Source organism: Tundrisphaera macrotermitis (genome assembly GCF_051175315.1).
GTDB lineage: Bacteria > Planctomycetota > Planctomycetia > Isosphaerales > Isosphaeraceae > Tundrisphaera.
Map to the genome: position 1 here is coordinate 386,380 of NZ_CP195100.1, position 23,967 is coordinate 410,346.

At 67.7% G+C, this 23,967-nt stretch carries 18 protein-coding genes; 14 read left to right on the forward strand and 4 right to left on the reverse strand.

What is annotated here, in order from left to right; translation table 11 throughout:
• Positions 1-265 precede the first annotated feature (265 nt).
• From rpoB to TA3x_RS01665, 3 genes are all read left to right on the forward strand, one after another.
• Entirely contained in the window at positions 266-3,973 is a 3,708-nt protein-coding gene (gene rpoB / locus TA3x_RS01655; RefSeq protein WP_435018359.1) for a DNA-directed RNA polymerase subunit beta, read from the forward strand.
• 488 nt (positions 3,974-4,461) lie between these two features.
• The gene (gene rpoC, locus TA3x_RS01660; protein ID WP_435018360.1) at positions 4,462-8,715 is read left to right on the forward strand and encodes a DNA-directed RNA polymerase subunit beta'; all 4,254 of its coding nucleotides are present in this window, start codon (positions 4,462-4,464) and stop codon (positions 8,713-8,715) included.
• Positions 8,716-8,816: 101 nt separating this feature from the next.
• Positions 8,817-9,428, forward strand: a complete 612-nt coding sequence (locus tag TA3x_RS01665) for a Uma2 family endonuclease (protein WP_435018361.1) — start codon at positions 8,817-8,819, stop codon at positions 9,426-9,428.
• A 19-nt stretch (positions 9,429-9,447) separates the two neighbouring features.
• Here the strand turns inward: TA3x_RS01665 and TA3x_RS01670 are convergent, their stop codons facing one another.
• Both TA3x_RS01670 and TA3x_RS01675 read right to left on the reverse strand, forming a co-directional pair.
• Positions 9,448-10,599 (reverse strand): glycosyltransferase family 4 protein, encoded by a 1,152-nt coding sequence (locus tag TA3x_RS01670; protein ID WP_435018362.1) that lies wholly within the window; start codon positions 10,597-10,599, stop codon positions 9,448-9,450.
• A gap of 39 nt (positions 10,600-10,638) precedes the next feature.
• The gene (locus TA3x_RS01675; RefSeq protein ID WP_435018363.1) at positions 10,639-10,881 is read right to left on the reverse strand and encodes a zinc ribbon domain-containing protein; all 243 of its coding nucleotides are present in this window, start codon (positions 10,879-10,881) and stop codon (positions 10,639-10,641) included.
• 293 nt (positions 10,882-11,174) lie between these two features.
• Between TA3x_RS01675 and rpsL the strand changes: the two genes are divergently transcribed.
• Both rpsL and rpsG read left to right on the forward strand, forming a co-directional pair.
• Entirely contained in the window at positions 11,175-11,582 is a 408-nt protein-coding gene (gene rpsL, locus TA3x_RS01680; RefSeq protein ID WP_435018364.1) for a 30S ribosomal protein S12, read from the forward strand.
• 59 nt (positions 11,583-11,641) lie between these two features.
• Complete coding sequence (gene rpsG / locus TA3x_RS01685; protein ID WP_435018365.1) at positions 11,642-12,115, forward strand: 30S ribosomal protein S7; 474 nt, start codon at positions 11,642-11,644, stop codon at positions 12,113-12,115.
• A 90-nt stretch (positions 12,116-12,205) separates the two neighbouring features.
• Here the strand turns inward: rpsG and TA3x_RS01690 are convergent, their stop codons facing one another.
• Complete coding sequence (locus TA3x_RS01690; RefSeq protein ID WP_435018366.1) at positions 12,206-13,120, reverse strand: response regulator transcription factor; 915 nt, start codon at positions 13,118-13,120, stop codon at positions 12,206-12,208.
• Positions 13,121-13,300: 180 nt separating this feature from the next.
• Between TA3x_RS01690 and fusA the strand changes: the two genes are divergently transcribed.
• On the forward strand, positions 13,301-15,400 hold the full coding sequence (gene fusA / locus TA3x_RS01695) for an elongation factor G (protein ID WP_435018367.1): 2,100 nt from the start codon (positions 13,301-13,303) through the stop codon (positions 15,398-15,400).
• Positions 15,401-15,466: 66 nt separating this feature from the next.
• Here fusA and TA3x_RS01700 read toward each other — a convergent pair whose 3' ends face one another.
• A complete protein-coding gene (locus TA3x_RS01700; protein ID WP_435018368.1) occupies positions 15,467-16,750 on the reverse strand; it encodes a dockerin type I domain-containing protein in 1,284 nt (427 codons plus the stop codon).
• A gap of 479 nt (positions 16,751-17,229) precedes the next feature.
• Between TA3x_RS01700 and TA3x_RS01705 the strand changes: the two genes are divergently transcribed.
• The 8 genes from TA3x_RS01705 to TA3x_RS01740 all read left to right on the forward strand — a co-directional run bounded on the left by TA3x_RS01705 (position 17,230) and on the right by TA3x_RS01740 (position 23,886).
• Positions 17,230-17,871: a 50S ribosomal protein L25 gene (locus tag TA3x_RS01705; RefSeq protein WP_435018369.1), complete on the forward strand. Its 642-nt coding sequence runs from the start codon at positions 17,230-17,232 to the stop codon at positions 17,869-17,871.
• 41 nt (positions 17,872-17,912) lie between these two features.
• Complete coding sequence (pth, locus tag TA3x_RS01710) at positions 17,913-18,482, forward strand: aminoacyl-tRNA hydrolase (RefSeq protein ID WP_435018370.1); 570 nt, start codon at positions 17,913-17,915, stop codon at positions 18,480-18,482.
• Between the two features lie 31 nt (positions 18,483-18,513).
• On the forward strand, positions 18,514-18,921 hold the full coding sequence (rpsF, locus tag TA3x_RS01715) for a 30S ribosomal protein S6 (protein WP_435018371.1): 408 nt from the start codon (positions 18,514-18,516) through the stop codon (positions 18,919-18,921).
• A 194-nt stretch (positions 18,922-19,115) separates the two neighbouring features.
• Positions 19,116-19,643, forward strand: a complete 528-nt coding sequence (locus tag TA3x_RS01720; RefSeq protein ID WP_435018372.1) for a single-stranded DNA-binding protein — start codon at positions 19,116-19,118, stop codon at positions 19,641-19,643.
• Positions 19,644-19,738: 95 nt separating this feature from the next.
• Positions 19,739-20,377 carry a 50S ribosomal protein L9 gene (rplI, locus tag TA3x_RS01725; protein WP_435018373.1) on the forward strand — a complete coding sequence of 213 codons (639 nt, stop codon included), beginning with the start codon at positions 19,739-19,741 and terminating at the stop codon, positions 20,375-20,377.
• Between the two features lie 203 nt (positions 20,378-20,580).
• Positions 20,581-22,020, forward strand: coding sequence for a replicative DNA helicase (gene dnaB / locus TA3x_RS01730; protein ID WP_435018374.1), 1,440 nt, complete (start codon positions 20,581-20,583; stop codon positions 22,018-22,020).
• A gap of 115 nt (positions 22,021-22,135) precedes the next feature.
• Positions 22,136-23,266 carry a hypothetical protein gene (locus TA3x_RS01735; protein ID WP_435018375.1) on the forward strand — a complete coding sequence of 377 codons (1,131 nt, stop codon included), beginning with the start codon at positions 22,136-22,138 and terminating at the stop codon, positions 23,264-23,266.
• 41 nt (positions 23,267-23,307) lie between these two features.
• The gene (locus TA3x_RS01740; protein ID WP_435018376.1) at positions 23,308-23,886 is read left to right on the forward strand and encodes a Uma2 family endonuclease; all 579 of its coding nucleotides are present in this window, start codon (positions 23,308-23,310) and stop codon (positions 23,884-23,886) included.
• Positions 23,887-23,967: the final 81 nt, after the last annotated feature.

Below are 23,967 nucleotides of genomic sequence, written 5' to 3' on the forward strand. Positions count from 1 at the left end.
CATGGATCTGGTTTGTCACTCCTCCTGGCGGCCCTTCGTGCCTAGAATAGGGCATGCCCCTCACCTTCTCGGATCCCTCCGCCCCGGCTCCGACCTGATCCGGTCGACGTCGGGGTGCTTCGGCGCGCGGGGGATGGTGGGTTTTCCCGCCCTCGACCCCGACCCTCCGGTCCCTGAGTTTCGCCGAGTCCGGCTTTCGCACGCGGTCTGATCGTTCCCGACCGGAGCCCCGCGGCCACCCTTCTCCCTTGAGGAGCGAGTTTCCATGCCCACTGCGAGCACCGTGCGGCGCATCACCCCCGGACGGCAGCGGAATTTCGGCAAGATCTACGACGTCCACCCGGTCCCCGACCTGACCGAGATCCAGACCCGAAGCTATGATCGCTTCCTCCAGGCCGACCTCGCGCCCGAGGACCGCTCCGACGCCGGGCTGGAAGGGGTGTTCCGCGAGATCTTCCCGATCGAGAGCTACGACAAAACCCTGAAGCTGGAATATATCAAGTTCGACCTGGGTAAGCCTCGCTACGAGCCTGATGAGTGCCGCCAGCTCCGCCTCTCCTACGGCCGCCCGCTCCACGTCTGGCTGCGGCTGAACAAGGGTGAGACCACCCTGGAAGAATCGGTCTACCTGGGCGACATGCCGATCATGATCGGCGGCGGTGAGTTCATCATCAACGGCGCCGAACGCGTCGTGGTGAGCCAGCTCCACCGCTCCCCGGGCGTCGACTTCGTGGTCGACATCGAGGCCGGCGACAAGAAGCTGCACGCCTGCCGCGTGATCCCCGAGCGTGGGAGCTGGATCGAACTCCAGGTCACCAAGAAGGACACGCTGGGCGTCCGCATCGACCAGTCGGGCAAGTTCTCGGCGATGACCCTGCTGCGGGCGATGAGCCCGATGTTCTCGTCGGACGATGCCATCCTCCAGGCGTTCTACGACGCCGAGGACATCGATACCGACGACAGCGACGCGGCCGCCAAGCTCGAAGGCCGGATCGCTTGCGGCGACGTGGTCGACCCGAACACGGGCGAGGTCCTGATCGACAGCGGCTCGACGATCTCGAAGGTGTCGGCCCAGGTGCTGGCCGACGCCAAGATCGGCGTGATCTCGGTCCTCAAGGATGCCAAGGATCTGCTGATCCTCCAGTCGCTCCAGGAAGACCCGACGATCGACCACGAGAGCGCCCTGCTCCGGATCTACCAGCGGCTCCGCCCGGGCAATCCGCCCCAGCTGGAGAAGGCCAAGGAACTCTTCAACGAGAAGTTCTTCGATACCAACCGGTATCGCCTCGGCAAGGTCGGCCGGTTCCGGATCAACCGGAAGTTCAATCAGACGATCCCCGACGACCAGATGACCCTGGATCCCGAGGACTACGTCAACGCGATCCGGTACATCCTCAACCTCCGCAAGGGGAAGGGGCATGTCGACGACATCGACCACCTGGGTAACCGTCGTCTCCGGACCATCGACGAGCTGGCCGCGGACGAGCTGCGCAAGGGCTTCCTGAAGCTCCGCCGGACCGTCCAGGAGCGGATGAACCTCAAGGATGCCGAGGACATCACCCCGCGCAGCCTGATCAATCCCAAGAGCATCAGCGCCGCGATCGAGTACTTCTTCGGCCGTGGCGAGCTGTCGCAGGTCGTCGACCAGACCAACCCGCTGGCCCAGCTGACCCACGAACGCCGGCTCTCGGCGCTCGGCCCGGGCGGTCTGAACCGGAAGCGGGCCGGGTTCGAGGTCCGCGACGTCCACATCTCCCACTACGGCCGCATCTGCCCGATCGAGACCCCGGAAGGGACCAACATCGGCCTGATCAGCTCGCTGGGGATCTATGGCGGGGTTGATGAGTACGGCTTCCTGGTCACGCCCTACCGCGAGATCAAGGAAGGCAAGCGGACCGAGAACGTCGTCTGGATGCGTGCCGACGAGGAGAGCGAGGCCTATCTCGCCCCGGCCGACGCCCCGTCCGAGGACGATGGCCGGCTGGTCGGGCCGTCGGTCATCGCCCGGTATCAGACCGACTTCTTCACCATCCCCATCGAGCAGGTCCAGTTCATGGACATCTCGCCGAAGCAGATGGTGGGGGTGTCGGCCGGCCTGATCCCGTTCCTGGAGCATGACGACGCCAACCGGGCGTTGATGGGCTCCAACATGCAGAGGCAGGCCGTCCCCCTGCTGGTGGCCGAGCCTCCCATCGTTGCGACCGGGCTGGAACGGTCCGTGGCGATGAACTCGGGGATGATCATCAAGGCCCCGCAGGACGCGACGGTCACCTATGTCGACGCGACCCGGATCATCCTCGACCACAACATCATCTTCAAGCTCCGCAAGTACGTCGGCCTGAACGAGCGGACCTGCCTTAACCAGAAGCCGGTGGTCGCCCTGGGCCAGGAGGTCAAGAAGGGGGAGATCCTGGCCGACGGCGCCGCGACCTACAAGGGCGAGCTGGCCCTGGGCCGCAACGTCCTGGTCGGGTTCATGGCCTGGGACGGGTACAACTTCGAGGACGCGATCATCCTCAGCGAGCGAATCGTGAAGGAGGACGTCTACACGTCCATCCACATCGAGGAGTTCGAGATCGAGATCCGCGAGACCAAGCTCGGCCGCGAGGAGTTCACCCGGGACATCCCCAACGTCTCGGAGAAGGCCCTGCGGAACCTGGACGACAACGGGATCGTCCGGATCGGCACCTATGTCAAGCCGGGCGACATCCTGGTCGGCAAGGTGGCGCCGAAGAGCAAAAGCGAGCTGACCCCCGAGGAGAAGCTGCTCCACGCGATCTTCGGCCGGGCCGGCGAGGACGTGAAGAACGATAGCCTCGAAGTGCCGTCGGGCGTCGAGGGGATCGTGATCAACACCCAGCGGTTCAGCCGCCGGATGAGCCTCAACGAGGAAGAACGCAAGGCCTTCGAGAAGGAGCTGAAGGACACCGAGGCCGCCGAGAGCGTCAAGATCGCCGACGAATATCGTCAGATGATCAAGGCGCTGGAGGAGGCGCTCGGGGGCCCGGTCACCGACCCGACCACCGGCAAGCCGTTCGGCCGCGACAAGGATCCCAAGACCCTGGCCGACGAGAGCGAGCGGTTCAAGCTGGAGACGCTCGACCTCCGGAGCCCCGAGCGTGCCGTCGAGGCCCGCAAGGTGGTCCGCCAGTACTCGCCCCGGATCGAGTCGCTCCGCGACGAGAAGGATCGCCGCCTGAACAGCCTGAAGCGCGGCGACGAGCTGCCCTCCGGCGTGCTCCAGATGGTCAAGATCTACATCGCCACCAAGCGGGTGATCTCGGTCGGCGACAAGATGGCGGGTCGGCACGGCAACAAGGGGGTCATCGCCAAGATCCTCCCCGAAGAGGATATGCCGTTCCTGGAGGACGGGACCTCGGTCGAGATCCTGCTCAACCCGCTCGGCGTGCCGAGCCGCATGAACGTGGGCCAGATCCTGGAGACCCACCTGGGCTGGGCCGCGGCCAAGCTCGGGTTCCAGGCGCTCTGCCCGGTGTTCGACGGGGCCAGCGAGGAGACGATCCGGCAGTGCCTGGTCGACGCCGGCCTTCCGGAGAACGGCAAGGCCATCCTCTACGACGGCCGGACCGGGGAACGCTTCGACCAGCGGGTCACGGTGGGCTACCTCTACATGTTGAAGCTGCACCACCTGGTCGACGACAAGATCCACGCCCGCGCCACCGGCCCCTACTCGCTGATCACCCAGCAGCCGCTGGGCGGGAAGGCGCGGTTCGGCGGCCAGCGGTTCGGCGAGATGGAAGTGTGGGCGCTGGAGGCGTACGGTGCCGCCTACATCCTCCAGGAATTGCTCACCGTCAAGAGCGACGACGTCGAAGGTCGGACCAAGATCTACGAGTCGATGGTCAAGGGGGAGAACACCCTGGAAGCCGGCACCCCGGCCAGCTTCGACGTGCTGACCAACGAGATCCGCGGCCTCGGGCTCAACATGCAGCTCGAGAAGAAGCGGATCTGATCCGCGACGGGCGGGGCCGCGCCGATCCTCGGATCGGCGCGGCCCCGCCGCGTGGGCTTCGGCACTCGGATTCAAGAGGATCCATGATCGAATGCCGCCGATCCCGGCGAAATCCGCGATGTCAAGCGGGGATCGCTTGGAATTTGCGGGGGCTTCGATTAGGATGGATGAGAATCGACTCCGACGGCGGGCTGGCCTGGGTTTGAGAAGTCCAGCGACGTCGCATCCTTCGCGAGATCTCGACTTGGAATGGGGAGTCCATGACATCCGGCCAAGGAGGCTGCCGGTGGCCACCGACGCGGGCAGGATGGCCGTACCGAGCCGCGACGCCCTTCGCTCGATGGGAGGGAAGGTCCGCGGGTTTTTCGCCTTTCGAACGAATGACGCACTTGGGGCTGATTTGCACGATCGTCCGCTGATCTAATCTCTTCCCTAATCCACCCCCACCACGTCCGCATCGCCGATCGGCATGCAGAGGAGCGTGTCTCGTGAGCATGGGCGAAAGTGCCTACGATCGTATCAACGATTACGGCGCCGTCAAGATCGGGCTGGCCTCCCCCTACGACATCCGGAGCTGGTCGTTCGGCGAGGTCAAGAAGCCCGAGACCATCAACTATCGGACCTACCGGCCCGAGAAGGATGGCCTCTTCTGCGAGCGGATCTTCGGGCCGGAGAAGGACTGGGAGTGCGCCTGCGGCAAGTACCGCGGGATGAAGTACAAGGGGATGATCTGCGATCGGTGCGGCGTCAAGGTCACGCACTCGCGCGTCCGCCGCAAGCGGATGGGCCACATCGAGCTGGCCGCGCCGGTCGTCCACATCTGGTTCTTCAAGGCGATGCCGAGCCGGTTGGGCACCCTGCTCGACATGAAGACCAGCAGCATGGAACGGATCATCTACTTCCAGGACTACGTGGTCGTCGACCCCGGCGATGCCCCGCTCAAGGAGCGGCAACTGCTGACCGAGGAGGACTTCCGCAAGGCCCGCGAGCAGTTCGGCGACACCTTCCAGGCCGACATGGGGGCCGACGCGGTCCGCAAGCTGCTGGCCCGCCTGGACCTGGTGAGCCTCTCCAAGCAGCTCCGCCAGGAGCTGACGGAGACCTCCAGCAAGCAGAAGATGAAGGACCTGACCAAGCGGCTCAAGGTCGTCGAGTCGCTCCGCGACTCCGACAACCGGCCCGAGTGGATGGTCCTGGAGGCGATCCCGGTCATCCCGCCGGACCTCCGCCCACTCGTGCTGCTGGATAGCGGCAACTTCGCCACCAGCGACCTGAACGACCTGTATCGCCGCATCATCAACCGCAACAACCGGCTCAAGAAGCTGGTCGACCTCAACGCGCCCGAGGTCATCATCCGCAACGAGAAGCGGATGCTCCAGCAGGCCGTGGACGCCCTGTTCGACAACAACCGCTGCAAGCGTCCCGTGCTCGGCTCCAGCAACCGTCCGCTCAAGTCCTTGACCGACATGATCAAGGGCAAGCAGGGCCGGTTCCGCGAGAACCTGCTGGGCAAGCGCGTCGACTACTCGGCGCGGTCGGTGATCGTGGTCGGCCCGGACCTCCGGCTCCACCAGTGCGGCCTGCCCAAGAAGATCGCCCTGGAGCTGTTCCAGCCGTTCATCATCCGCCGGCTCCGCGAGCTGGGGCACGCCGACACGATCAAGTCGGCCAAGAAGATGCTGGAGCGGAAGGTCGAGGAGGTGTGGGATATCCTCGAAGAGGTGATCCACAACCACCCGGTCCTCCTGAACCGGGCCCCGACGCTGCACCGAATGGGCATCCAGGCGTTCGAGCCGGTGCTCGTGGAAGGCAACGCGATCCGGATCCACCCGCTGGTCTGCAAGGGGTTCAACGCCGACTTCGACGGCGACCAGATGGCCGTGCACCTGCCGCTCTCGATCGAGGCGCAGGTCGAGGCCATGACGCTGATGATGTCGACCAACAACATCTTCAGCCCCGCCAACGGCAACCCGATCATCTCGCCGACCCAGGACATCGTCATGGGGTCGTACTACGTCACCGTCCAGCGCCCCGGCGAGCCGGGCGAAGGCATGGTGTTCTCGTCGCCCAACGAGGTCTTCCTGGCGTTCAGCCAGAAGAAGGTCGGCGTGCACGCCATCATCAAGATGCGCCTGCCGGCCCACAAGAAGCTCAAGGGCGAAGGGGAGAAGGAGTTCACCCCGGGCATGGTCGTGAAGACCACCACCGGCCGGGTGATCTTCAACGACATCCTCCACCCCAAGATGCCGTACTACAACATGGCGCTGGGGCAGAAGCAGCTCCAGGGGATCATCGCCGACTGCTACCAGATCCTGGGCCGTCGCGAGACGATCAACCTGCTGGACAACATGAAGGACCTCGGCTTCCGCGAGTCGACCCGGTCCGGCCTGTCGTTCGCCACCGACGACCTCAAGACGCCGACCACCAAGGACGCCATCCTGGCCGAGGCCGAGAAGGCCGTGGCCAAGACCGCCCGCAACTACCAGCGCGGCATCATCACCGAGCAGGAGCGGTATAACGCGGTCCTCGACCACTGGACCCACGCCCGCGAGCAGATCACCTCGCGGATGATGCAGGACCTCAAGGAAGACACGCGAAACGGCGAGGTCTACCTCAACCCGATCTTCCTGATGGCCGACTCCGGCGCCCGAGGCGGCGTCGAGCAGATCCGCCAGCTGGCCGGCATGCGAGGCCTGATGGCCAAGCCGTCGGGCAAGATCATCGAGACGCCGATCAAGGCGAACTTCCGCGAAGGGCTGTCGGTGCTGGAGTACTTCTCCTCCACCCACGGTGCCCGCAAGGGGTTGGCCGACACGGCCCTCAAGACGGCCGACTCGGGCTACCTGACCCGCAAGCTCGCCGACGTCGCCCAGAACGTGGTCATCACCCAGGAAGACTGCGGCACCTCGCAGGGCATCACCAAGGGCGTGATCTACAAGGGCGAGAAGGTCGAGGTCAGCCTGACCCAGTCGATCCGCGGGCGGGTCAGCCGGGTCAACATCGTCAACCCGATCACCGACGAGGTGGTGGTCAAGGAAAACGAGATGATCACCGTCGCCTCGGCGCGCAAGCTCGAGGAGATGAACATCGAGAAGATCCAGGTCCGCAGCCCGATGACCTGCGAGACCGCCCTGGGCATCTGCCGCCGCTGCTACGGCATGGACCTGTCCACCGGCCAGCTCGTCGAGCCCGGCATGGCGGTCGGGATCATCGCCGCCCAGTCGATCGGCGAGCCGGGCACCCAGCTGACCATGCGTACCTTCCACATCGGCGGCGTGGCCACCCGCGGCGTCGAGGAGAAGGACCACAAGGCCAAGCGCGAGGGGACGGTCAAGTACGTCGGGATCAACCTGGTCGTCAACGACGAGGGCAAGAAGATCGCCCTGTCGCGGAACGGCGAACTCCAGATCCTCGACCCCAAGGGCCGGGAACTGGAGAAGTTCGACGTCCCCGACGGTGCCGAGATGAAGGTCGAGGACGGCGAGCACGTCACCCGCGGCACGATGGTCTGCGAGTGGGACCCGCACAACATCCCGATCCTCTCGGAAGTCGGCGGCGTGGTCCGCTACGAGGACATCGTCGAAGGCGAGACCATGAAGAAGGAGAGCGATGCCTCCGGGCACGTTCGCCGGACGATCATGGAGCACAAGGGGGAACTGCACCCGCAGATCCTCATCGAGGACGGCAACGGCCACATCCTGGCCTATAACTACATCCCCGAAGGGGCCGGGATCGAGGTCGCCGAGGGCGCCCGGATCACCGCCGGCACCCTGCTGGCCAAGACCCCCCGCGAGGTCGGCGGCACCCAGGACATCACCGGCGGCCTGCCGCGGGTGACCGAACTGTTCGAGGCCCGGCGTCCCAAGGAGCCCGCCGTCGTCGCCGAGATCGACGGCCGCGTCGAGCTGCTCGAAGAGAAGCGTCGCGGCAAGCGGACGATCATCGTCAAGAACGAGAGCGGGATCGAACGCGAGCACCTGGTGCCGCACGGCAAGTACCTCCGCGTCCACGGCGGGGCCCGCGTCCGGGCCGGCGACGCCTTGGTCGAGGGACCGCTGGTGCCGCACGACATCCTCCGGATCTCGGGCGAGGAAGCCGTCCAGCGCTACCTCCAGCGCGAGATCCAGAACGTCTATCGGTCCCAGCGCGTCGAGATCGACGACAAGCACCTGGAGATCATCATCGCCCAGATGCTCCGCAAGGTCCGCGTGGACTCGGTCGGCGACACCGGGCTGCTGCCCGGCTCGGTCATCGACAAGTTCGAGTTCCGCAACACCAACATGGAGCTGATGGGCTGCGTGAAGATCAAGGACCCCGGCGACACCGACTTCCGCCAGGGGGACATCGTCCCGCGTGACCACTTCGACCAGGAGAACCTCCGCGTCGAGGAGGCCGGCTCGCGCAAGGCCGAGTGGATCAAGCCCAAGCCCGCCTCGGCGAGCACCCAGCTGCTGGGCATCACCAAGGCGGCCGTCCAGTCCGAGAGCTTCATCTCGGCGGCGAGCTTCCAGGAGACCACCAAGGTGCTGACCGAGGCCGCGCTGGCGGGCAAGGTCGACTACCTGGTCGGCCTCAAGGAAAACGTCATCCTGGGCCACCTGGTCCCCGCCGGGACCGGGTTCAAGAGCCACCAGGAGGCCGAGGTCCGCATCCGGCCTGAGGCCCTGGAAGCCCTGGCCGAGAAGGGCCCCGGCTACAGCCGCTACCCCCGCGACGAACCCGCCCCGGCCCCGGCCGGCTGAGCGACGCCCGTCCGATCTTGATTTCCCCGCGGCCCGCCCCTCGTCCCACCCGACGTGGGGCGGGCCGTTTCCGTTGACCCGCTGCCGGAGGTCACGCTCTCATGGCGACGATCACGACCCGGATCGGCCCGGCCGACCATGGCCGACGGATGAGCTTGGAAGAGTTCCGGGAGGCCGATGAAGAGCCGGGGCACCGCTACGAACTCGCGCGCGGAGTCATCGAAGTGACCGAGGTCCCGAACGACGCGCATGGCCTGATTGTCTGCAACCTGTACCGCCTGATCGCCCGATTTGAGGTCGACCACCCCGGATTGATCTACCGATACGGCGGTGGGAGCGAGTTCCGGATCTGGTTGCCCGGCATGGAATCCGGACGCAATCCCGACCTCGGCGTCGTCCTGATCAGCACGCCCAGGGATGCACGAGGCCGACGGCCGCCATCGCTGGTCGCGGAGGTCGTCTCGCAGCGATCGGGCGAGCGGGATTACACCGCCAAGCGAGACGAATATCTGGCCTTCGGAATCCAGGAATTCTGGGTCGTCGACCCGACATCGCGGCGGGTCGTCGTCCTGACCCGCCTGGGCGATTCGTGGGTCGAGCGGATCTGTCAGGGAGATGACCCGATCCCCAGCCGCCTGCTCCCCGGCTTCGCGGGGAGGGTCGCCGGCCTGTGGGCTTTCCTCGACCCGGACGAAGAACCGGGCGAGGGTTGAGGCTGGGCGGTCGCGGGGCTCACCCGCCCCTCAGGGCCTCGACCAGCCGGTCGTTGGCGGCCTGCCAGCGGAATTGCTGGGCGATCTCGCGGCCGAGGGCGACGCGGCGGGCGCGCTCGTCGGGCTGGTCGAGGAGCGAGCGGAGGGCGGCCAGCATCGCCTCGTCGTCGTCGGGGTCGAAGTACCAGCCGGCGTCGCCGCCGACTTCGGGCAGGGCCGTCGAGTCGGCCAGGGCGACCGGGATGCCCTGGGCCATCGCCTCCACCGCGGGGATGCCGAAGCTCTCGCAGGTCGAGGGGAAGACCAGGGCCGTCGATTCCGCATAGGCGGCCCGGAGCGTCCGACCTTGCCTGTAGCCCGGCAGGCGGATCACGGCCCGTCGGCCGGCGCCGGACATCGCCTCGCGGATCGGCTCGGCCTCCGATTCCGACCCGGCGCCGAGCAGGACCACGGCCAGCGAGCCGTCGGCCACCTCGGGCAATCGCGCGGCGACCCGGACCAGCCGGGCCAGGTTCTTGCGGGGCTGGAAGCTGGCGACCGAGAGCAGGTAGGGCATCCCGGGCGGGATCCCCAGGTCGGCCCGGATGGCGGCCCGCTCGTTGGGCGGCGACGGCTGGAAGAATAGCTCATCGGCCGCGTTGGGGACCTGGGCGACCTTGTCCCGGCATTCCGGGAACATCTGGGTCAGCCGCTCGGTGTTGAAGGCCGAGACCGACAGCACCCGGTCGGCGGCGGCGAAGACCTTTTCGAGCAGGGCCTGGCGCCGGGGGCCGCCGTAGCGGACGTCTTGTAAAATGTCGTGGCTGGTCACGGCGAACCGGGCCTTGCGGGCGGCGATGAACATCTCCATCGGCGCATAGACCCAGTCGACGGGCCCGGACCACCACTCGACCGGCGGGCCGCCGGCCACCCGCCAGAGCCGCAGGGCGTGGCGGACCGAGATCGGCAGCTCGCGGCGACGCAGGTGCGACAGCGACTCCCAGAACGCCAGGCCGTCGGGCTCGGTGGTCCGGCCCGAGACCACGGTCAGGGCGACGTCGGGCCGGTGGGCCAGGCGGTCGAGCTGCCCGAGCGCGTGGCGCGTGACCCCGGTCGGGCTCCGGCAATGGTTCAGGTCGAACAGCCAGGCCACCCGCAGCGCCGATGTCTCTCGGCTCGCCCCATCCGCCATCGCAACCGCCTCCCTGCCCCGTCGCCGACCCCGGCCCGATCAGAGGAAGAAGATCCACCGATAGACCATCACCAGGCAAACCCCGACCCCGACCACGACCCACCAGGGCTTGCGCCGCGGCGCGTCCTCGATCGAGAGATACCGGCGGCAGTGCGGGCACTGCTCGGCATCCTCGTAGACGGGGCGTCGGCAATGCGGGCACGGGATGGTCTCGTCGTCCTTGCCCGCCTCGGCTTCTCCCTCGTCGTCTTCCCAGTCTTCATCGTCGTGGACGAGCCGCATGGAAGCCTCCCGGTGAGCCGCAAGCGTAGGCCACGACGGCCGGGGATGTCAATGTTTCCGAAGGGGATCGGCGATCGCCATGACGCCACGCCACGCAAAAATCTCTGGCGTATCCCGGCGGAAATCGGGTACACTGCCGAATCACCGTCGATCTCGACGGTCGATCTCGTCGCACACGAACGGCTCGTGATGGTTTTTATTGCCTCGCGACGGCCCGAAGACGGCCGGGCGTCCCGCTTCGGGCGTCCGGATCTTCCCTGGGAATGCCAGGGAGTAGGGAAACGCATTCGACCATGCCCACGATCAATCAGCTCGTCCGCAGGCCCCGGGTCCCGGTCCTCTACAAGACGAAGAGCCCGGTGCTGGAAAGCTGCCCCTTCAAGCGGGGCGTCTGCCTCCAGGTCAAGACGATGACCCCCAAGAAGCCGAACTCGGCGCTCCGCAAGGTGGCGCGCGTCCGGCTGTCCAACGGCAAGGAAGTGACGGCGTACATCGGCGGCGAAGGGCACAACCTCCAGGAACACTCGATCGTCCTGGTCCGCGGCGGCCGCGTCCGCGACTTGCCCGGCGTCCGCTATCACATCGTCCGCGGCGTGCTCGACAGCCTCGGCGTGGCCGACCGTAAGCAGGCCCGCTCCAAGTACGGCACCTCGTCCAAGGCCGCTCCGGTCAAGGGCAAGGGCGGCGCCAAGAAGAAGTAAAACCCGCACGTCCGAGACGCTGACGCCCCACGCCCCCTTCCCGACCAGGACGCACGAGCATGGCCCGCAAGTTCACCGCCAGCAAGGAGCAGCTCCGCCCCGACCCCCGATTCGGGTCGAAGCTGGCCAGCAAGTTCATCAACTGCCTGATGCACGACGGCAAGAAGAGCACCGCCCAGAAGGTGTTCTACGACGCGCTCGACCTGATCCAGCGCCGCCTGCCCAACGAGAACCCGATCGACGTCTTCGGCCGGGCCATCGAGAACGTCAAGCCGATCATCGAGGTCCGTTCCAAGCGCGTCGGCGGTGCCACCTACCAGGTGCCGATGCAGGTCAACAAGGTCCGCCAGCAGACCTTGTCGATCCGCTGGGTCCTGATGGCCGCCCGCGAGAAGAAGGGCCGCCCGATGGCCATCAAGCTCGCCGACGAGTTGATCGCCGCCTTCAACCGCGAAGGCAACGCCATCAGCCGCCGCGAGAACGTCCACCGCATGGCCGACGCCAACAAGGCGTTCGCCCACTTCGCCTGGTAAGCCCGGCGAACCGATCGCGGAAATCCCCACGGCCCTCCGCCGGACCCGATCCGGCGAAGGGCCGTCGTCGTTTGCGGGCCGGCTCGGCGTTCAGGGCCGGCCGGCCGGGCCCGCGCCGAAGCGGTGATTCTCGTAGAAGCTGGCCCCGTAGCCCGAGCCGATCACGGTCATGCCGGCCGGCCGGGCCGGGTCGGCCGGCCCGGGCCGGTGGCCCCACCCGCGTCGGATCCACCGGGCCATGAGTTCGGAACGGCCCCGGACCCCGAAGTGCCGGTACAGGGCCTTGGTGTAGTCGTTGATCGTGGCGGGGGCCAGGCCCAGCCGGGCGGCGACCTGCTTGTCCCCGTCCCCCTGGAGGAGGCAGTCCAGCACCTGGCGGAGCCGGGGCGACAGGTGCGACGGCGACGGGTCGGCGTAGCGGGCCAACGCGCCCCCCACCAGCGGGGCCAGCGTCGCGTGGGCCTCGTGGACGATCGCCAGCTCCCGGGGCCGGAAGTCGCGGCGGCCCGAGGTGCGGAGCAGGATCACGTTGGTGGTCTCGCCCTCCGGCGCCCCGTCGATCTTGCGCGAGCACCACAGGGTCGCGTCTGCCCCGAACGGCTCCTGGATCAGGCGATAGTCGCTGGATCGATACCAGGCCTTGTCGTCGATGAACCCGGTCCGCGGCAGGCAGAGCCCGTCCTGTTCGCGGAACCGGCGGAAGTACTCGATCATCGCCGGGGAGTAGCGGGGGTCGCTCCGGAACTCCGCCAGGTGGCCCATCAGCGTGGCCAGGTCGAGCGTCCCGGGACGCCACCAGAACGTGACGCCGAGGTCGTGCATCATCAGCTCGTGGCAACCGGCCATCTCGCCGGCCAGCCCAATGTCCGCATCGACCAGGTCGGACAGGCCGGCCACCCACCGGTCCCGCCAGGCGATGCGATCGTCGCCGAGGTCGCGGCACTCGCCGACGAGCCGCCAGATGGCCCGGAGGTCGTCGACCCGAAGCTGATTCGACTTGGACATGGCTGCTCCCGGCCGATCGGTCGAGACACCTTCGCCTGTTCTCGCCGCGACGGCAAGGACGAATCTCCCGGGACTTCGAGCGCGGAGCACCCTGGGATCGGCGCGGCCTTCGCTGTAAAATAGTCCGCTCGCCCGACTCACCGCCCGACCGACCGCCCCTTGCCATCCTGGATCATCGTCATGGACAACCCTGCGTTAGAAACGATCCGCAACATCGGGATCATCGCCCACATCGATGCCGGGAAGACGACAACCACCGAGCGGATCCTGTATTACACCGGCGAAGTGCATCGGATGGGGGAGGTCGACAAGGGCACGACCACCACCGACTACCTCGAAGAAGAACGCCAGCGCGGGATCACGATCGTGGCGGCGGCGATCACCTGCAAGTGGAAAGACACCACGATCAACATCATCGACACCCCCGGCCACGTCGACTTCACCGCCGAGGTCGAGCGGTCGTTGCGCGTGCTCGACGGGGCCGTCGTGATCTTCTCGGCCGTGGAAGGCGTCGAGGCCCAGAGCGAGACCGTCTGGCGCCAGGCGTCCAAGTACCACGTCCCCCGGCTCTGCTTCATCAACAAGATGGACCGGATCGGCGCCGAGTTCGACCGCGTCTTCGGCGAGATCACCGACCGCCTGGAAAGCCACCCGATCCCGGTCCAGATCCCCATCGGCGCCGGCCCCGAAGGGACGATGGGGGAGTTCAAGGGGCTGATCGACCTGATCACGATGCGGGCCCTGTACTACAAGGCCGAGGACTACGGCTCGTCCGTGACCGAGGCCGAGCTGACCGACGAACTGCTGCCAGAGGCCGAACTCTGGCGCGAGAAGATGCTCAACGCCCTGGCCGACTTCGATGAGGGATTCGCCGAGCACTACATGGCCCACCTGGAAGGGGCCGAGCTGCCCGAGAGCGAGATCATCGCCGGCCTCCGCCGCGCCACCCTGACCGGCCGGGCCCAGCCGGTCCTGTGCGGGTCGAGCTTCAAGTTCGTCGGCGTCCAGCGCCTGCTCGACGCCGTGACCGCCTACCTGCCCAGCCCTCTCGACAAGCCCCCGGTCGTCGGCACCCACCCCAAGAAGGGGACCGAGCTGACCCGCCCGCCCGACCCCTCGGCGCCGTTCTGCGGGCTGGTGTTCAAGATCACCAACGACGCCCACGGCGACCTGTCGTTCGTCCGGGTCTACTCGGGCGTGCTCAAGGCGGGCAGCCGGGTCTTCAACCCGGGCCGGGACAAGAAGGAAATCTGCTCGCGGCTCTACCACATCCGCGCCGACGAACGGGTCAAGATCGACGAGAGCCTCGCGGGCGACATCGTGGGCGTGGTCGGGCTCAAGGACGCCGTGACCGGCGATACCCTGTGCGACGCCGCCCACCCGATCCTGCTGGAGAAGATCGAGTTCCCCGAGACCGTCATCAGCATGTCGATCGAGCCGGTCAGCTCGGCCGACAAGGGGAAGCTCGCCGATACCCTGGCCTCCCTGGCCCGCGAGGACCCGACCTTCTCCTACAAGGTGAACGAGGAGACCGGGCAGACCCTGATCTCGGGCATGGGGGAACTCCACATGGAGATCCTCAAGAACCGGATGATCCGGGACTACAAGCTCAAGGTCCACGTCGGCCGGCCCCGCGTCAGCTACCGCGAGACGATCAAGAAGGACGTCAAGGGGATCGTCGGCTCGTGCATCCGCCAGACCGGCGGCTCGGGGCTGTTCGCCCGGATCAAGATCGACCTGGAACACGTGGTCCAGCCCAAGGGCGGCCCGACCCTGGTCTTCGTCAACAAGCTCAAGGGGGGCGTGATCCCCAACGAGTTCATCCCGGCGATCGAGTCGGGTCTCCGCGAGGAGGCCAAGTCGGGCGGCCGGACCGGGTTCCCGCTGGTCGACCTCAAGGTCACGATCACCGACGGCGACACCCACGACACCGACAGCAACGACATCGCCTTCCGCTTCGCCGCCTCGGATGCCCTCCGCAAGGCCGTCGCGGAGGCGGGCTCGGTCCTGCTGGAGCCGGTCATGAAGCTGGAGGTGGTCACGCCCGAGGATTACCTCGGCGACGTGATGGCCGACCTCCTGTCGCGCCGGACCCAGATCGAGAAGATGGCCGAGCGCGGCAAGCTCAAGGTCGTCGAGGCCCGCGCCCCGCTGGAGAAGATGTTCGGCTACTCGACCGCCGTCCGCTCGCTCAGCCAGGGCCGCGCCAGCTACTCGATGGAGCCCCTGGAATACGCCCCCGCCCCGGACGAGATGCTCGAAAGCCTCGCCGGGGGGTGAGCCGCCCGGCGGGGATCGGGCGGGCCTCGCCCGTCGACGAGGCCCGACCCCGCGATCCTGGGACGATCAGGCCTTGGCCGCCGGGGCGGCGGGCTGTCCGGCCGGCGTCCCATAGTAATAGACGACCGGGGCCATCGTCCCCGACATCGGGGCGATCGGCTGGCCGTACCCGTAGAGGACGACCGGCTGGGCCGGCGCCTGGTTCGAGATCGCCGGGCTGAAGGCGGGGGCCTGCACGACCGGCTGGCCGTAGTAGACGACCGCGGGCATGGACGCGGGATCCGTGGTCGAGGCCGGCACGCCCGCCACCGGGGCGACCGGCTGGCCGTAGTAGACGACCGGGGCGGCATTGGTCGGGACGTACCCGGCCGGCGCCGGGACCGCAACGACCGGGGTGGCCGCCTGGAGCGAGGCGACCGCCATCGGCGGGGTCGTGGCCGTCGCGACGGCCGGCGTCGTCGCGACCGGGGCTGTGACGACCGGCGCCGCCACGGCCTGCGCCGTGACGACCACCGTCGGCGGCGGGATCTCAACGGTGGGCCCGAACGGGCTGGTCGCGGCCGGAGGGGTCGTAACCGGCGGCGGGGTCGAGGCCGGCGGAGGGGTCGTGGCCGGCGGCGGTGTCGTGACGGGCGGGTTGGCCGGGGGGGCCGTCACGACGGCGGGCGTGAAGGCGGCGCGGGCCCCCTGGTTCAACTCGACGATCATCCGGTCGATGCAGCCGACGTGGCCGTCGGCGTTGAAGTCGGCGGCGGCGTTGAAGTTGGCCTCCCCCTCGGCCGTCCCGTAGACCCCCTGGAGGATCGCCAGGTCGATCGCATCCACCCTCCCGTCGCCGTTGGCGTCGCCCGGCAGGAAGACCTCCAGGTCGAAGCCGCCGGTCTTGCCCCCCTGCCCGGCCACGCTCACCGTGAGGTCCTGCGCCTGGCCCGTCCCGAGCGGAACGCTGGTGATGAACAGCGCCTTGGCGGCCGAGGCCGGGCCCCTCTGGGGGATGTCGGCGCGGTTCAGCCGGCCCGAGGCCGTCCCCACGCCGGTGATATTCGGCACCAGGGTCGACCCCGCGGTCGGCTTCGCGTAGACGCCGACCAGGATCGAAGGGGCCCGGTCCGAGCCGAGTTCCCCGGCATCGAACGGGATGACCACCCGGGCCACGTCCCCCTTCACGGGCACCGCCGAGGAGAACGTGGCGAGCGGGACGCCGGCGCCGCTGAGGACCTCGCGGCGCTCCAGGGACTCGACCGCGTCCACCTTCCGCGCCGGGCGGGCCCGACGCTTGCGGGAGACGGTCCGCGGGGCCGGGCCGACGATGCCGGCGTATTCGAGCACCGAGCGCATCCATGACTTCATCGCGAGGCTCTCCATTCGCTGGGCGTGGGGGCGGGATCGCCCCTCGCGGCCACCCGGATCGATCCGGGACGGGGCCGGGGACGCCCGTCGGCGACCTCGACCCGGCAATCGCAACGGTCCCGGACGCCCTCCCGCCGGGTCGGCCGTCGACCGCTCGGCGCATGGTCCGGGTTCTCATGATTTCGACGATTCGATCGCTTGGGATGAATTCGCCCCCGGAATCCGGCCGCCCCCGGGGGCTCCGGAGGGCCGACCTGGCGCGGTCGGAGGGCGTCACGATCGAGAAATTCGGAAGGTTTGCCCTTGCCAGTCGGAGGGGGCGCCGTGATAATCGCCGGATGCGCGGTCCCCCGGGCCGCTCTTCGTTCTGGCGGGATCGGGAGGGCCTCGGGCCCAGCCCGTTCCCGATCGCTCGGCGCGACGATTTCTCCTCCGGCTCGTCGCCCGGTTTGCAGCCTCGGTCGAGAAAAAGGCGAGACATGGCGGACGCGGTCAAAATTCAAGTCCAGGCACGAGACCCCCTGAAAAACAAGGGGACCGGGTCGCGGGTCTCCCGCAAGCTCCGCGCCCAAGGGCGCATCCCGGCGATCATCTACGGGCACAAGCAGGCCCCGACCACGATTTCCATCGCCCGGGATTCGGTCTGGGAGATGATCAAGAAGTCCACCCACCTGGCCCAGCTCGAATTCGACGGGAAGTCGGAGATGGTGCTGGTCCGCGACGTCCAGTGGGACTACCTGGGCAAGGAAATCATCCACCTCGACTTCGCCCGCGTGGATGCCGAGGAGTCGATCGCCACCGAAGTCCGGCTCGATTTCCGCGGCACCGCCCCCGGGATCGGCGAAGGCGGGGTCCTCGAACAGTTGGCCCACGCCCTCGAGGTCCACTGCCGGGCCACCGCGATCCCCGAGTCGATCCGCGTCGACGTCAGCTCGCTCCACATGGGCGAGGCGATCCACGTCCGCGACCTCAAGCTGCCCGAGGGCGTGACCACCTCGGTCGACCCCGAGCTGCTCTTGGTCCACGTCGTCGCCCCGGCCGCCGAGCCGGAGCCGAGCGAGGCCGCCGAGGGGACGCAGCCCGAGGTCATCAAGCCCGAGCGCAAGGAAAAGGAAGACTAAGCTGAGCCGGGCGGATCCGGCGGAGGATGGCGACTTCGGGCATGTTCAAATTGGTCGTCGGATTGGGCAACCCCGGCAGCAAGTACGAGGGAACCCGGCACAATATCGGCTTCGAGGTCGTCGATCGGCTCGCTTCCGGCGGCGCGGGGGTCCGCTTCGCCCGCCGTTTCGAGGGGGAGCTGGCCGAGGCCGAGATCGCATTCCGCCGGGTCCTCCTGCTCAAGCCGTCGACCTTCATGAACCTCAGCGGGCGGAGCGTCGCCCCGGCGCTCCGCTTCTACAAGCTCGAACCGGCCGACCTGCTGGTGATTTGCGACGACCTGAACCTCCCCCTGGGCAAGTTGCGGCTGCGGCGCGGCGGCTCGGATGGCGGCCAGAAGGGGCTCCGCGACATCACCGCCCAGCTCGGCACCGATGACTACGCCCGCCTGCGGGTCGGCATCGGCGAGAAGGGGGAGGCCGACGCCGCCGACTACGTCCTGGGCCGATTCCGATCCTCCGAGCGGGCCACCATCGACGATGCCATGATCTCCGCCACCCAGGCCGTGGCGGTCTGGGTCGCCCAGGGGATCGAGGCCGCCATGAATCGATTCAACGGGAATTCCAAGTAACCGACCGACGCGATGAGACGAGGAGAGACCCTTGCCAGTCAATACGTATGAGGGGATGTTCCTGCTGGATAGCGCCAAGGTCGCCCTCTCCTGGGACGACTCGGTCAAGCAGGTGCACGACATCCTGGCCAAGCACCAGGCCGAGATCGTCGCCAGCCGCCAGTGGGACGAGCGCCGGCTGTCCTACCCGGTCGACGGCCACAAGAAGGGGACCTATCTCCTCACCTACTTCAAGGCCGACGGCCTGGCGTTGAAGGAGATCGTCGCCGACTGCCACCTCAGCGAGCTGATCCTCCGCGAGCTGGTCCTGAAGGTCCACCCCAAGCTCGTCGACCACCTGGTCGATCGCGCCATGACCTCCACGCCCGGCGAAGGGGAAGAAGCCCCGCGCGAGGAAGATCACGACGACCGGCCCCGCCGCCGCCGTCGCGAGGACTGAACCCCGGGCCCGCTTCGGTTCATCGCCGGGCCTCCGGCCGGCCGATACCGTACCCCGACCAGGCAGGGTGGTTCCGCGAGGTTGCTTGCCGACGATCGCGGAATATGTTAGGTTCCCCGGATAGGGGACAAGCGTCTACGCCCGGTCGAGGTCGGGAAGCGTCGGCCCTTTTTCTGCCCAGGAGGTCGGTGGCGATGGCCAATCTGAACAAAGTTTTCCTGATCGGGAACCTGACCCGCGACCCCGAGTTGCGCCGGCTCCCCAGCGGCGTGGCGGTCACGGACCTGGCCCTCGCCATCAACCGATCCTACCAGTCGAAGGACGGGGATCGTCGCGACGAGGTGGCCTACGTCGACGTGACGGTCTGGGATCGTGCGGCGGAGAACTGCTGCCAGTACCTCAAGAAAGGGCGGCCGGTCCACGTCGAAGGCTACCTGAAGATGGATAGCTGGGACGACAAGACGACCGGCAAGAAGCAGTACAAGCTGAAGATCCAGGCCGACCGCGTCCAGTTCCTCGGCGGGCGCGACGAGGCGGGCGGCCACGACGGCGGCGGCGAGGACGAGTATTCGGCCCCCGCCCCGCGACGCTCCGCCCCCGACCCCCGGAACCTCGGCAACGGCCCCTCGCGGGGCGGCTACAACAACGCCCCGGCCCCGGCCCGTCGCCCGCCGGCGCCCCCCGTCGACAATGATGCCGACGACGACGACATCCCGTTCTGAATTCAACCGAGGCCTGCGATCCCGCCCCGGACCCAGGGGCGGCGGGCCTCGACCCCCGACCTCGCGACGCCCGACCCAGGAGTGAGTGCTGCATCATGGCCAAGATGACCGACAAGAAACCGGCCAAGGCCAAGGCCAAGGCGAAGTCCTCCGCCAAGCCCAAGAAGGCCGCCGCCGCGACGACCAAGGCCGCCCCGGTCGTCTCCGCCGTCCGCCAGCCCGGGGTCGAGCGCCGGCGTAACCACCCGATGCGCGCCAAGGACGGGCACATGCAGGTCCTGCTGACCCATGCCGTCCCGCACTTCGGCCAGCCCGGAGACCTCGTGAAGGTCAAGCCCGGCTTCGCCCGCAACTACCTGCTGCCCCAGGGCCTGGCCACCTTCGCCACGCCGCACAACCTCCGCATCGTCGAGAAGCACCGCGAGCGGCTCCGCGCCCTCGAAGAGGCCCGCCGCGCCGACCTCCTCGGCCTGGCCGCCCAGATCGCCCAGCGGTCGATCACCATCGAGGCCAACGCCAACGCCGAAGGCCACCTCTACGGCTCGGTCACGGCAGACAACATCGCCGACGCCTTGAAGGCCGACAATTTCCCGATCGAGGCCGACAACGTCCGGATCGAGGGGCCGCTCAAGGAGCTGGGCCTCTACACGATCAACCTCTACCTCGGCCAGGACGTCAACGCCACGGTCCAGCTGTGGGTCGTCCCGACCCATACCGACGAAGTGGCTTCCTGAACGGACGTCACCCGAAATCGGATTTTCTGATGGCCAACACGCGGGCCGGCCGATACCATTGTTCAGGTAGGGCCGGCCCGTCGCATTGGGATCATTCGAGACCCTGATTCTCGCTTCGGGCCGGCCCGAGGAAGCAACGACGGGGGGTGAGGCCATCCGGCGATGGCGGCCCCCGCGTGCCTCGGACGGAGTCCCGAAGGATCATGCCAGACCTTTCCTACGCCAACGGCAGCAGCAACGGCAACGGCAACGGTTATGGCCGCCCCCGCAAGGTCATCGAGCCTCCCGCCTCGGTCCTGGCGGATCGCCTCCCCCCCCAGAACCTCGAAGCCGAGGTCGGCGTCCTGGGGAGTATCCTGCTCGACAACGATGCCCTGCACGAAGTGATCCCGATCCTCAAGGTCGAGGACTTCTACCGCGACAGCCACCAGATCATCTACCGCTCGGTCCGCGAGCTGTATGACCTGGGCAAGGCCGTCGACGCGATCACCCTGATCGAGGAGCTGACCCGGAAGGGGAGCCTGTCGGCGATCGGCGGGCATGAGGCGATCCACCAGATCCTCAACGACGTCCCCCACGCCGCCAACGCCAAGTACTACGCCCAGATCGTCCGCCAGAAGGCGGTGAGCCGCGAGCTGATCGAGGGGGCCAACCAGATCCTCCGCGACGGCTATTCCAACAACTACACCGCCGATGAGTTGCTGGAATCGGCCGAGCGGAAGATCTTCGCGATCGCCGAGGATCAGGCGGCCGGCGAGACGGTCGAGCTCAAGGACGTGATCGTCGCCGCGATGGACCGGATCACCGCCCGGTCGGAGGACCGCCACGCGGTCCACGGCCTCGCGAGCGGCTTCTTCGACCTCGACGAGATCACCGGCGGGTTCCACGGCTCCCAGCTCATCATCCTGGCGGCCCGCCCCGCGATGGGTAAGACCGCCATCGCGATGAACATCTGCGAGCACGTCATCTGCGAGCTGAAGAAGTCCGTCCTCTTCGTCAGCCTCGAAATGGGCGAGCTGGAACTGGCCGAGCGACTGCTCTCGTCGCGGTCCCGGGTCGATAGCCACAAGCTCCGCACCGGCAAGAACCTCGGCCATCAGGACATGATCCAGCTCGGCCGGGGCTACAACGAGCTGCAGAACGCGGCGCCGCTGCTGATCGACGACACCCCCGCGCGGAACATGCTCCAGATCACCGCCAACGCCCGCCGGCTCAAGCTCCGGCAGGACATCGGCCTGATCGTGGTCGACTACATCCAACTCATCGATTCTGAAGAGTCGCGCGACAGCCGCCAGGAGCAGATCAGCAAGATCAGCCGCCGGCTGAAGACCCTCGCCCGCGAGATGCAGATCCCCGTCATCGCCCTGTCCCAGCTCAACCGCGGCGTCGAGTCCCGCGAAGACAAGCGGCCGAAGATGTCCGACCTCCGCGAGTCGGGTGCGATCGAGCAGGACGCCGACCTGATCCTGATGCTCCACCGGCCCGAGTACTACGACCCCAACGACCAGCCGGGCGTGGCCGAACTCATCATCGCCAAGAACCGCGCCGGGGCCACCGACACGGTGAAGCTGACGTTCCTGAAGAACCTGACCCGGTTCGAGAACATGGCCCACGTCGTCGACCCGATCAACGGGGCCTACTGACCTCGCCGGGGCGTCGACCCCGGGGCCGGGGTTCGTCCATAATGTCGCCGGTTCAGCGAAGGACTCCCATGCGGCACCGGCCGCATGGGCCTTTCCTCCAACCCAGGCGAGATCGATGACGACCCGACCCGGCGACGACGCGCCGCCCCCCCTTCCCCCCGCCCGGCCCGGGACGATCGAGTTCGCGATCGTCTCCCGGGAGTTCCGCAACCTCGTCGACCGCCGCCGGGAACTGCTCACGCTCGTGGGCTCGATCTTCGCCGGGCTCGGCGTGCTCCTCTCCAATGCCCTGGACGGCAAGCTGCCCGACGACCTGGGCTCGATCCGCCGCCACATCTTCGCATCTTATGCCCTCATCCTGATGGTCCCCTGCCTGATCCTGGCCCTGCGGATGGCCCGGTTGCATGGCGGGCTGGTTCTGAACGGGATGCTGTTCGCCCGGCTGGTCGAGGGGCAGGACTTCGCGAAGGGTTGGACGGTCGCGGGGGCCCGCCGGCACAATTTCCTCGGGGCGTCGTTCCTGCAACTGGTGCTGGTCAGCCTGCTCGCCGGGTTCTCGACGGCCATCCTCGCGTTGGCCGTGGCGGCCCCGCCCGCAGCGGCCCTGGGCTGCGGCGTGGCGACGCTGGCCGCGTCATTGGCGATCTACTTCCATTTCCACCATCGCGCGGTGGCGTTCGCCGCCGCCAAGATCGCCCGGGACGAGCCCGGCCCGATCGATCGCGAAGACTGGGTGGGGCACATCTCGGGGAGCCTGAAGGATGCCAACGACCACCTCAACGGCGACGTGGCGTTCGTCGGGCTGATGGTCTTCTCGGTGTTCGAAACCCTGTCCGGGCTCGGCAAGATCGCGCCGGGGACGACCGACCTGGCCTCGGCCGACATCCAGCGGTTCGGCCCGTCCGCCTACATCGCCCTGATGGTGGTGACCTGCCTGATGGGCCTGATCAGCTACGCCCGGGTCCGCCTCGCGCTGGGCAAGTTCTCGCTGTTGCTCGACCCGACCGACCGGCCGTTCCGCCCCCTGGCCCTGACCGACTCCCTGCTCGGATACGCGATCCTGGCGTTCCTGTTCGCTGTGTCGATCCACCTGGCCCAGGGCCTGATCCTCGGGTCGAATCCGGCCAACGACCGGATGATGCTCGCCGTCGATGCCGGCGCCTTCGCCCTGGCCATCCTCGCCCAGCAGTTGGCGCTCGTCATCGCCGGCCGCCGGCTCCGCCCGCTCGCCTCGCCCCCCAGGTAAGATGAAGGGAGGTCCCCGCGATGCTCAGGAGGGTTTTGCCGATGGTCACCTCCCCCCGAATCCTGACCGAGCAGGAGTTCCTCGACCTGCCCGAGGACGATCGGTTCGAACGCCAGTTGATCCGAGGCGAGTTGCAGGAACGGCCCATGACGACGCGCGGGTTTCCCCATAGCCTGGTCATGATGAGGCTCGGTCAACTCCTCCTGAATTGGATCGACACGCAGCCCAAGCCTCACGGCCGACTCATCGGCGGGGAGGCCCGGGTCCGACTCCAACCGCTACCCCCCACCTTCGTCGGGGTGGACCTTGCCTACATCGCCCCGGATAAGCTCCCCGCCGGGCTCAAGAAACTTCGTTATGCCGATGGCCCACCGGCGCTGGTGGTCGAGATCCTCTCCCCCCGGGAGCAGGAAGACGACGTGGATGACAAGATCGAACTCTATTTCGAGGCCGGCGTCCCGCTGGTCTGGATCGCCCGGCCCCGGCAACTGACCGTCACCGTCCACCGACCCGACGCCCCGCCCCGGATGTTCAACATCGAGCAGGAGCTTTCGGGCGAACCCCACCTCCCCGGGTTCGCGGTCCCGGTGGCCCGGATCTTCGAGGGGTTGGAAGACTGACCCCAGGGACTCACCGGCCGGGGCCCCTCCGAAGTGAGCGGTGCAAAATTCCGACGATCCCCGGTCGTGGAGCTTGCCGGC

Coding starts and splice junctions, on each gene's coding strand:
- rpoB (WP_435018359.1), top strand. CDS start 266: ATGCCCACTGCGAGCACCGTGCGGCGCATCACCCCCGGACGGCAGCGG.
- TA3x_RS01665 (WP_435018361.1), top strand. CDS start 8,817: ATGGCGACGATCACGACCCGGATCGGCCCGGCCGACCATGGCCGACGG.
- TA3x_RS01670 (WP_435018362.1), bottom strand. CDS start 10,599: ATGGCGGATGGGGCGAGCCGAGAGACATCGGCGCTGCGGGTGGCCTGG.
- TA3x_RS01675 (WP_435018363.1), bottom strand. CDS start 10,881: ATGCGGCTCGTCCACGACGATGAAGACTGGGAAGACGACGAGGGAGAA.
- rpsL (WP_435018364.1), top strand. CDS start 11,175: ATGCCCACGATCAATCAGCTCGTCCGCAGGCCCCGGGTCCCGGTCCTC.
- rpsG (WP_435018365.1), top strand. CDS start 11,642: ATGGCCCGCAAGTTCACCGCCAGCAAGGAGCAGCTCCGCCCCGACCCC.
- TA3x_RS01690 (WP_435018366.1), bottom strand. CDS start 13,120: ATGTCCAAGTCGAATCAGCTTCGGGTCGACGACCTCCGGGCCATCTGG.
- fusA (WP_435018367.1), top strand. CDS start 13,301: ATGGACAACCCTGCGTTAGAAACGATCCGCAACATCGGGATCATCGCC.
- TA3x_RS01700 (WP_435018368.1), bottom strand. CDS start 16,750: ATGAAGTCATGGATGCGCTCGGTGCTCGAATACGCCGGCATCGTCGGC.
- TA3x_RS01705 (WP_435018369.1), top strand. CDS start 17,230: ATGGCGGACGCGGTCAAAATTCAAGTCCAGGCACGAGACCCCCTGAAA.
- pth (WP_435018370.1), top strand. CDS start 17,913: ATGTTCAAATTGGTCGTCGGATTGGGCAACCCCGGCAGCAAGTACGAG.
- TA3x_RS01720 (WP_435018372.1), top strand. CDS start 19,116: ATGGCCAATCTGAACAAAGTTTTCCTGATCGGGAACCTGACCCGCGAC.
- rplI (WP_435018373.1), top strand. CDS start 19,739: ATGGCCAAGATGACCGACAAGAAACCGGCCAAGGCCAAGGCCAAGGCG.
- dnaB (WP_435018374.1), top strand. CDS start 20,581: ATGCCAGACCTTTCCTACGCCAACGGCAGCAGCAACGGCAACGGCAAC.
- TA3x_RS01735 (WP_435018375.1), top strand. CDS start 22,136: ATGACGACCCGACCCGGCGACGACGCGCCGCCCCCCCTTCCCCCCGCC.
- TA3x_RS01740 (WP_435018376.1), top strand. CDS start 23,308: ATGGTCACCTCCCCCCGAATCCTGACCGAGCAGGAGTTCCTCGACCTG.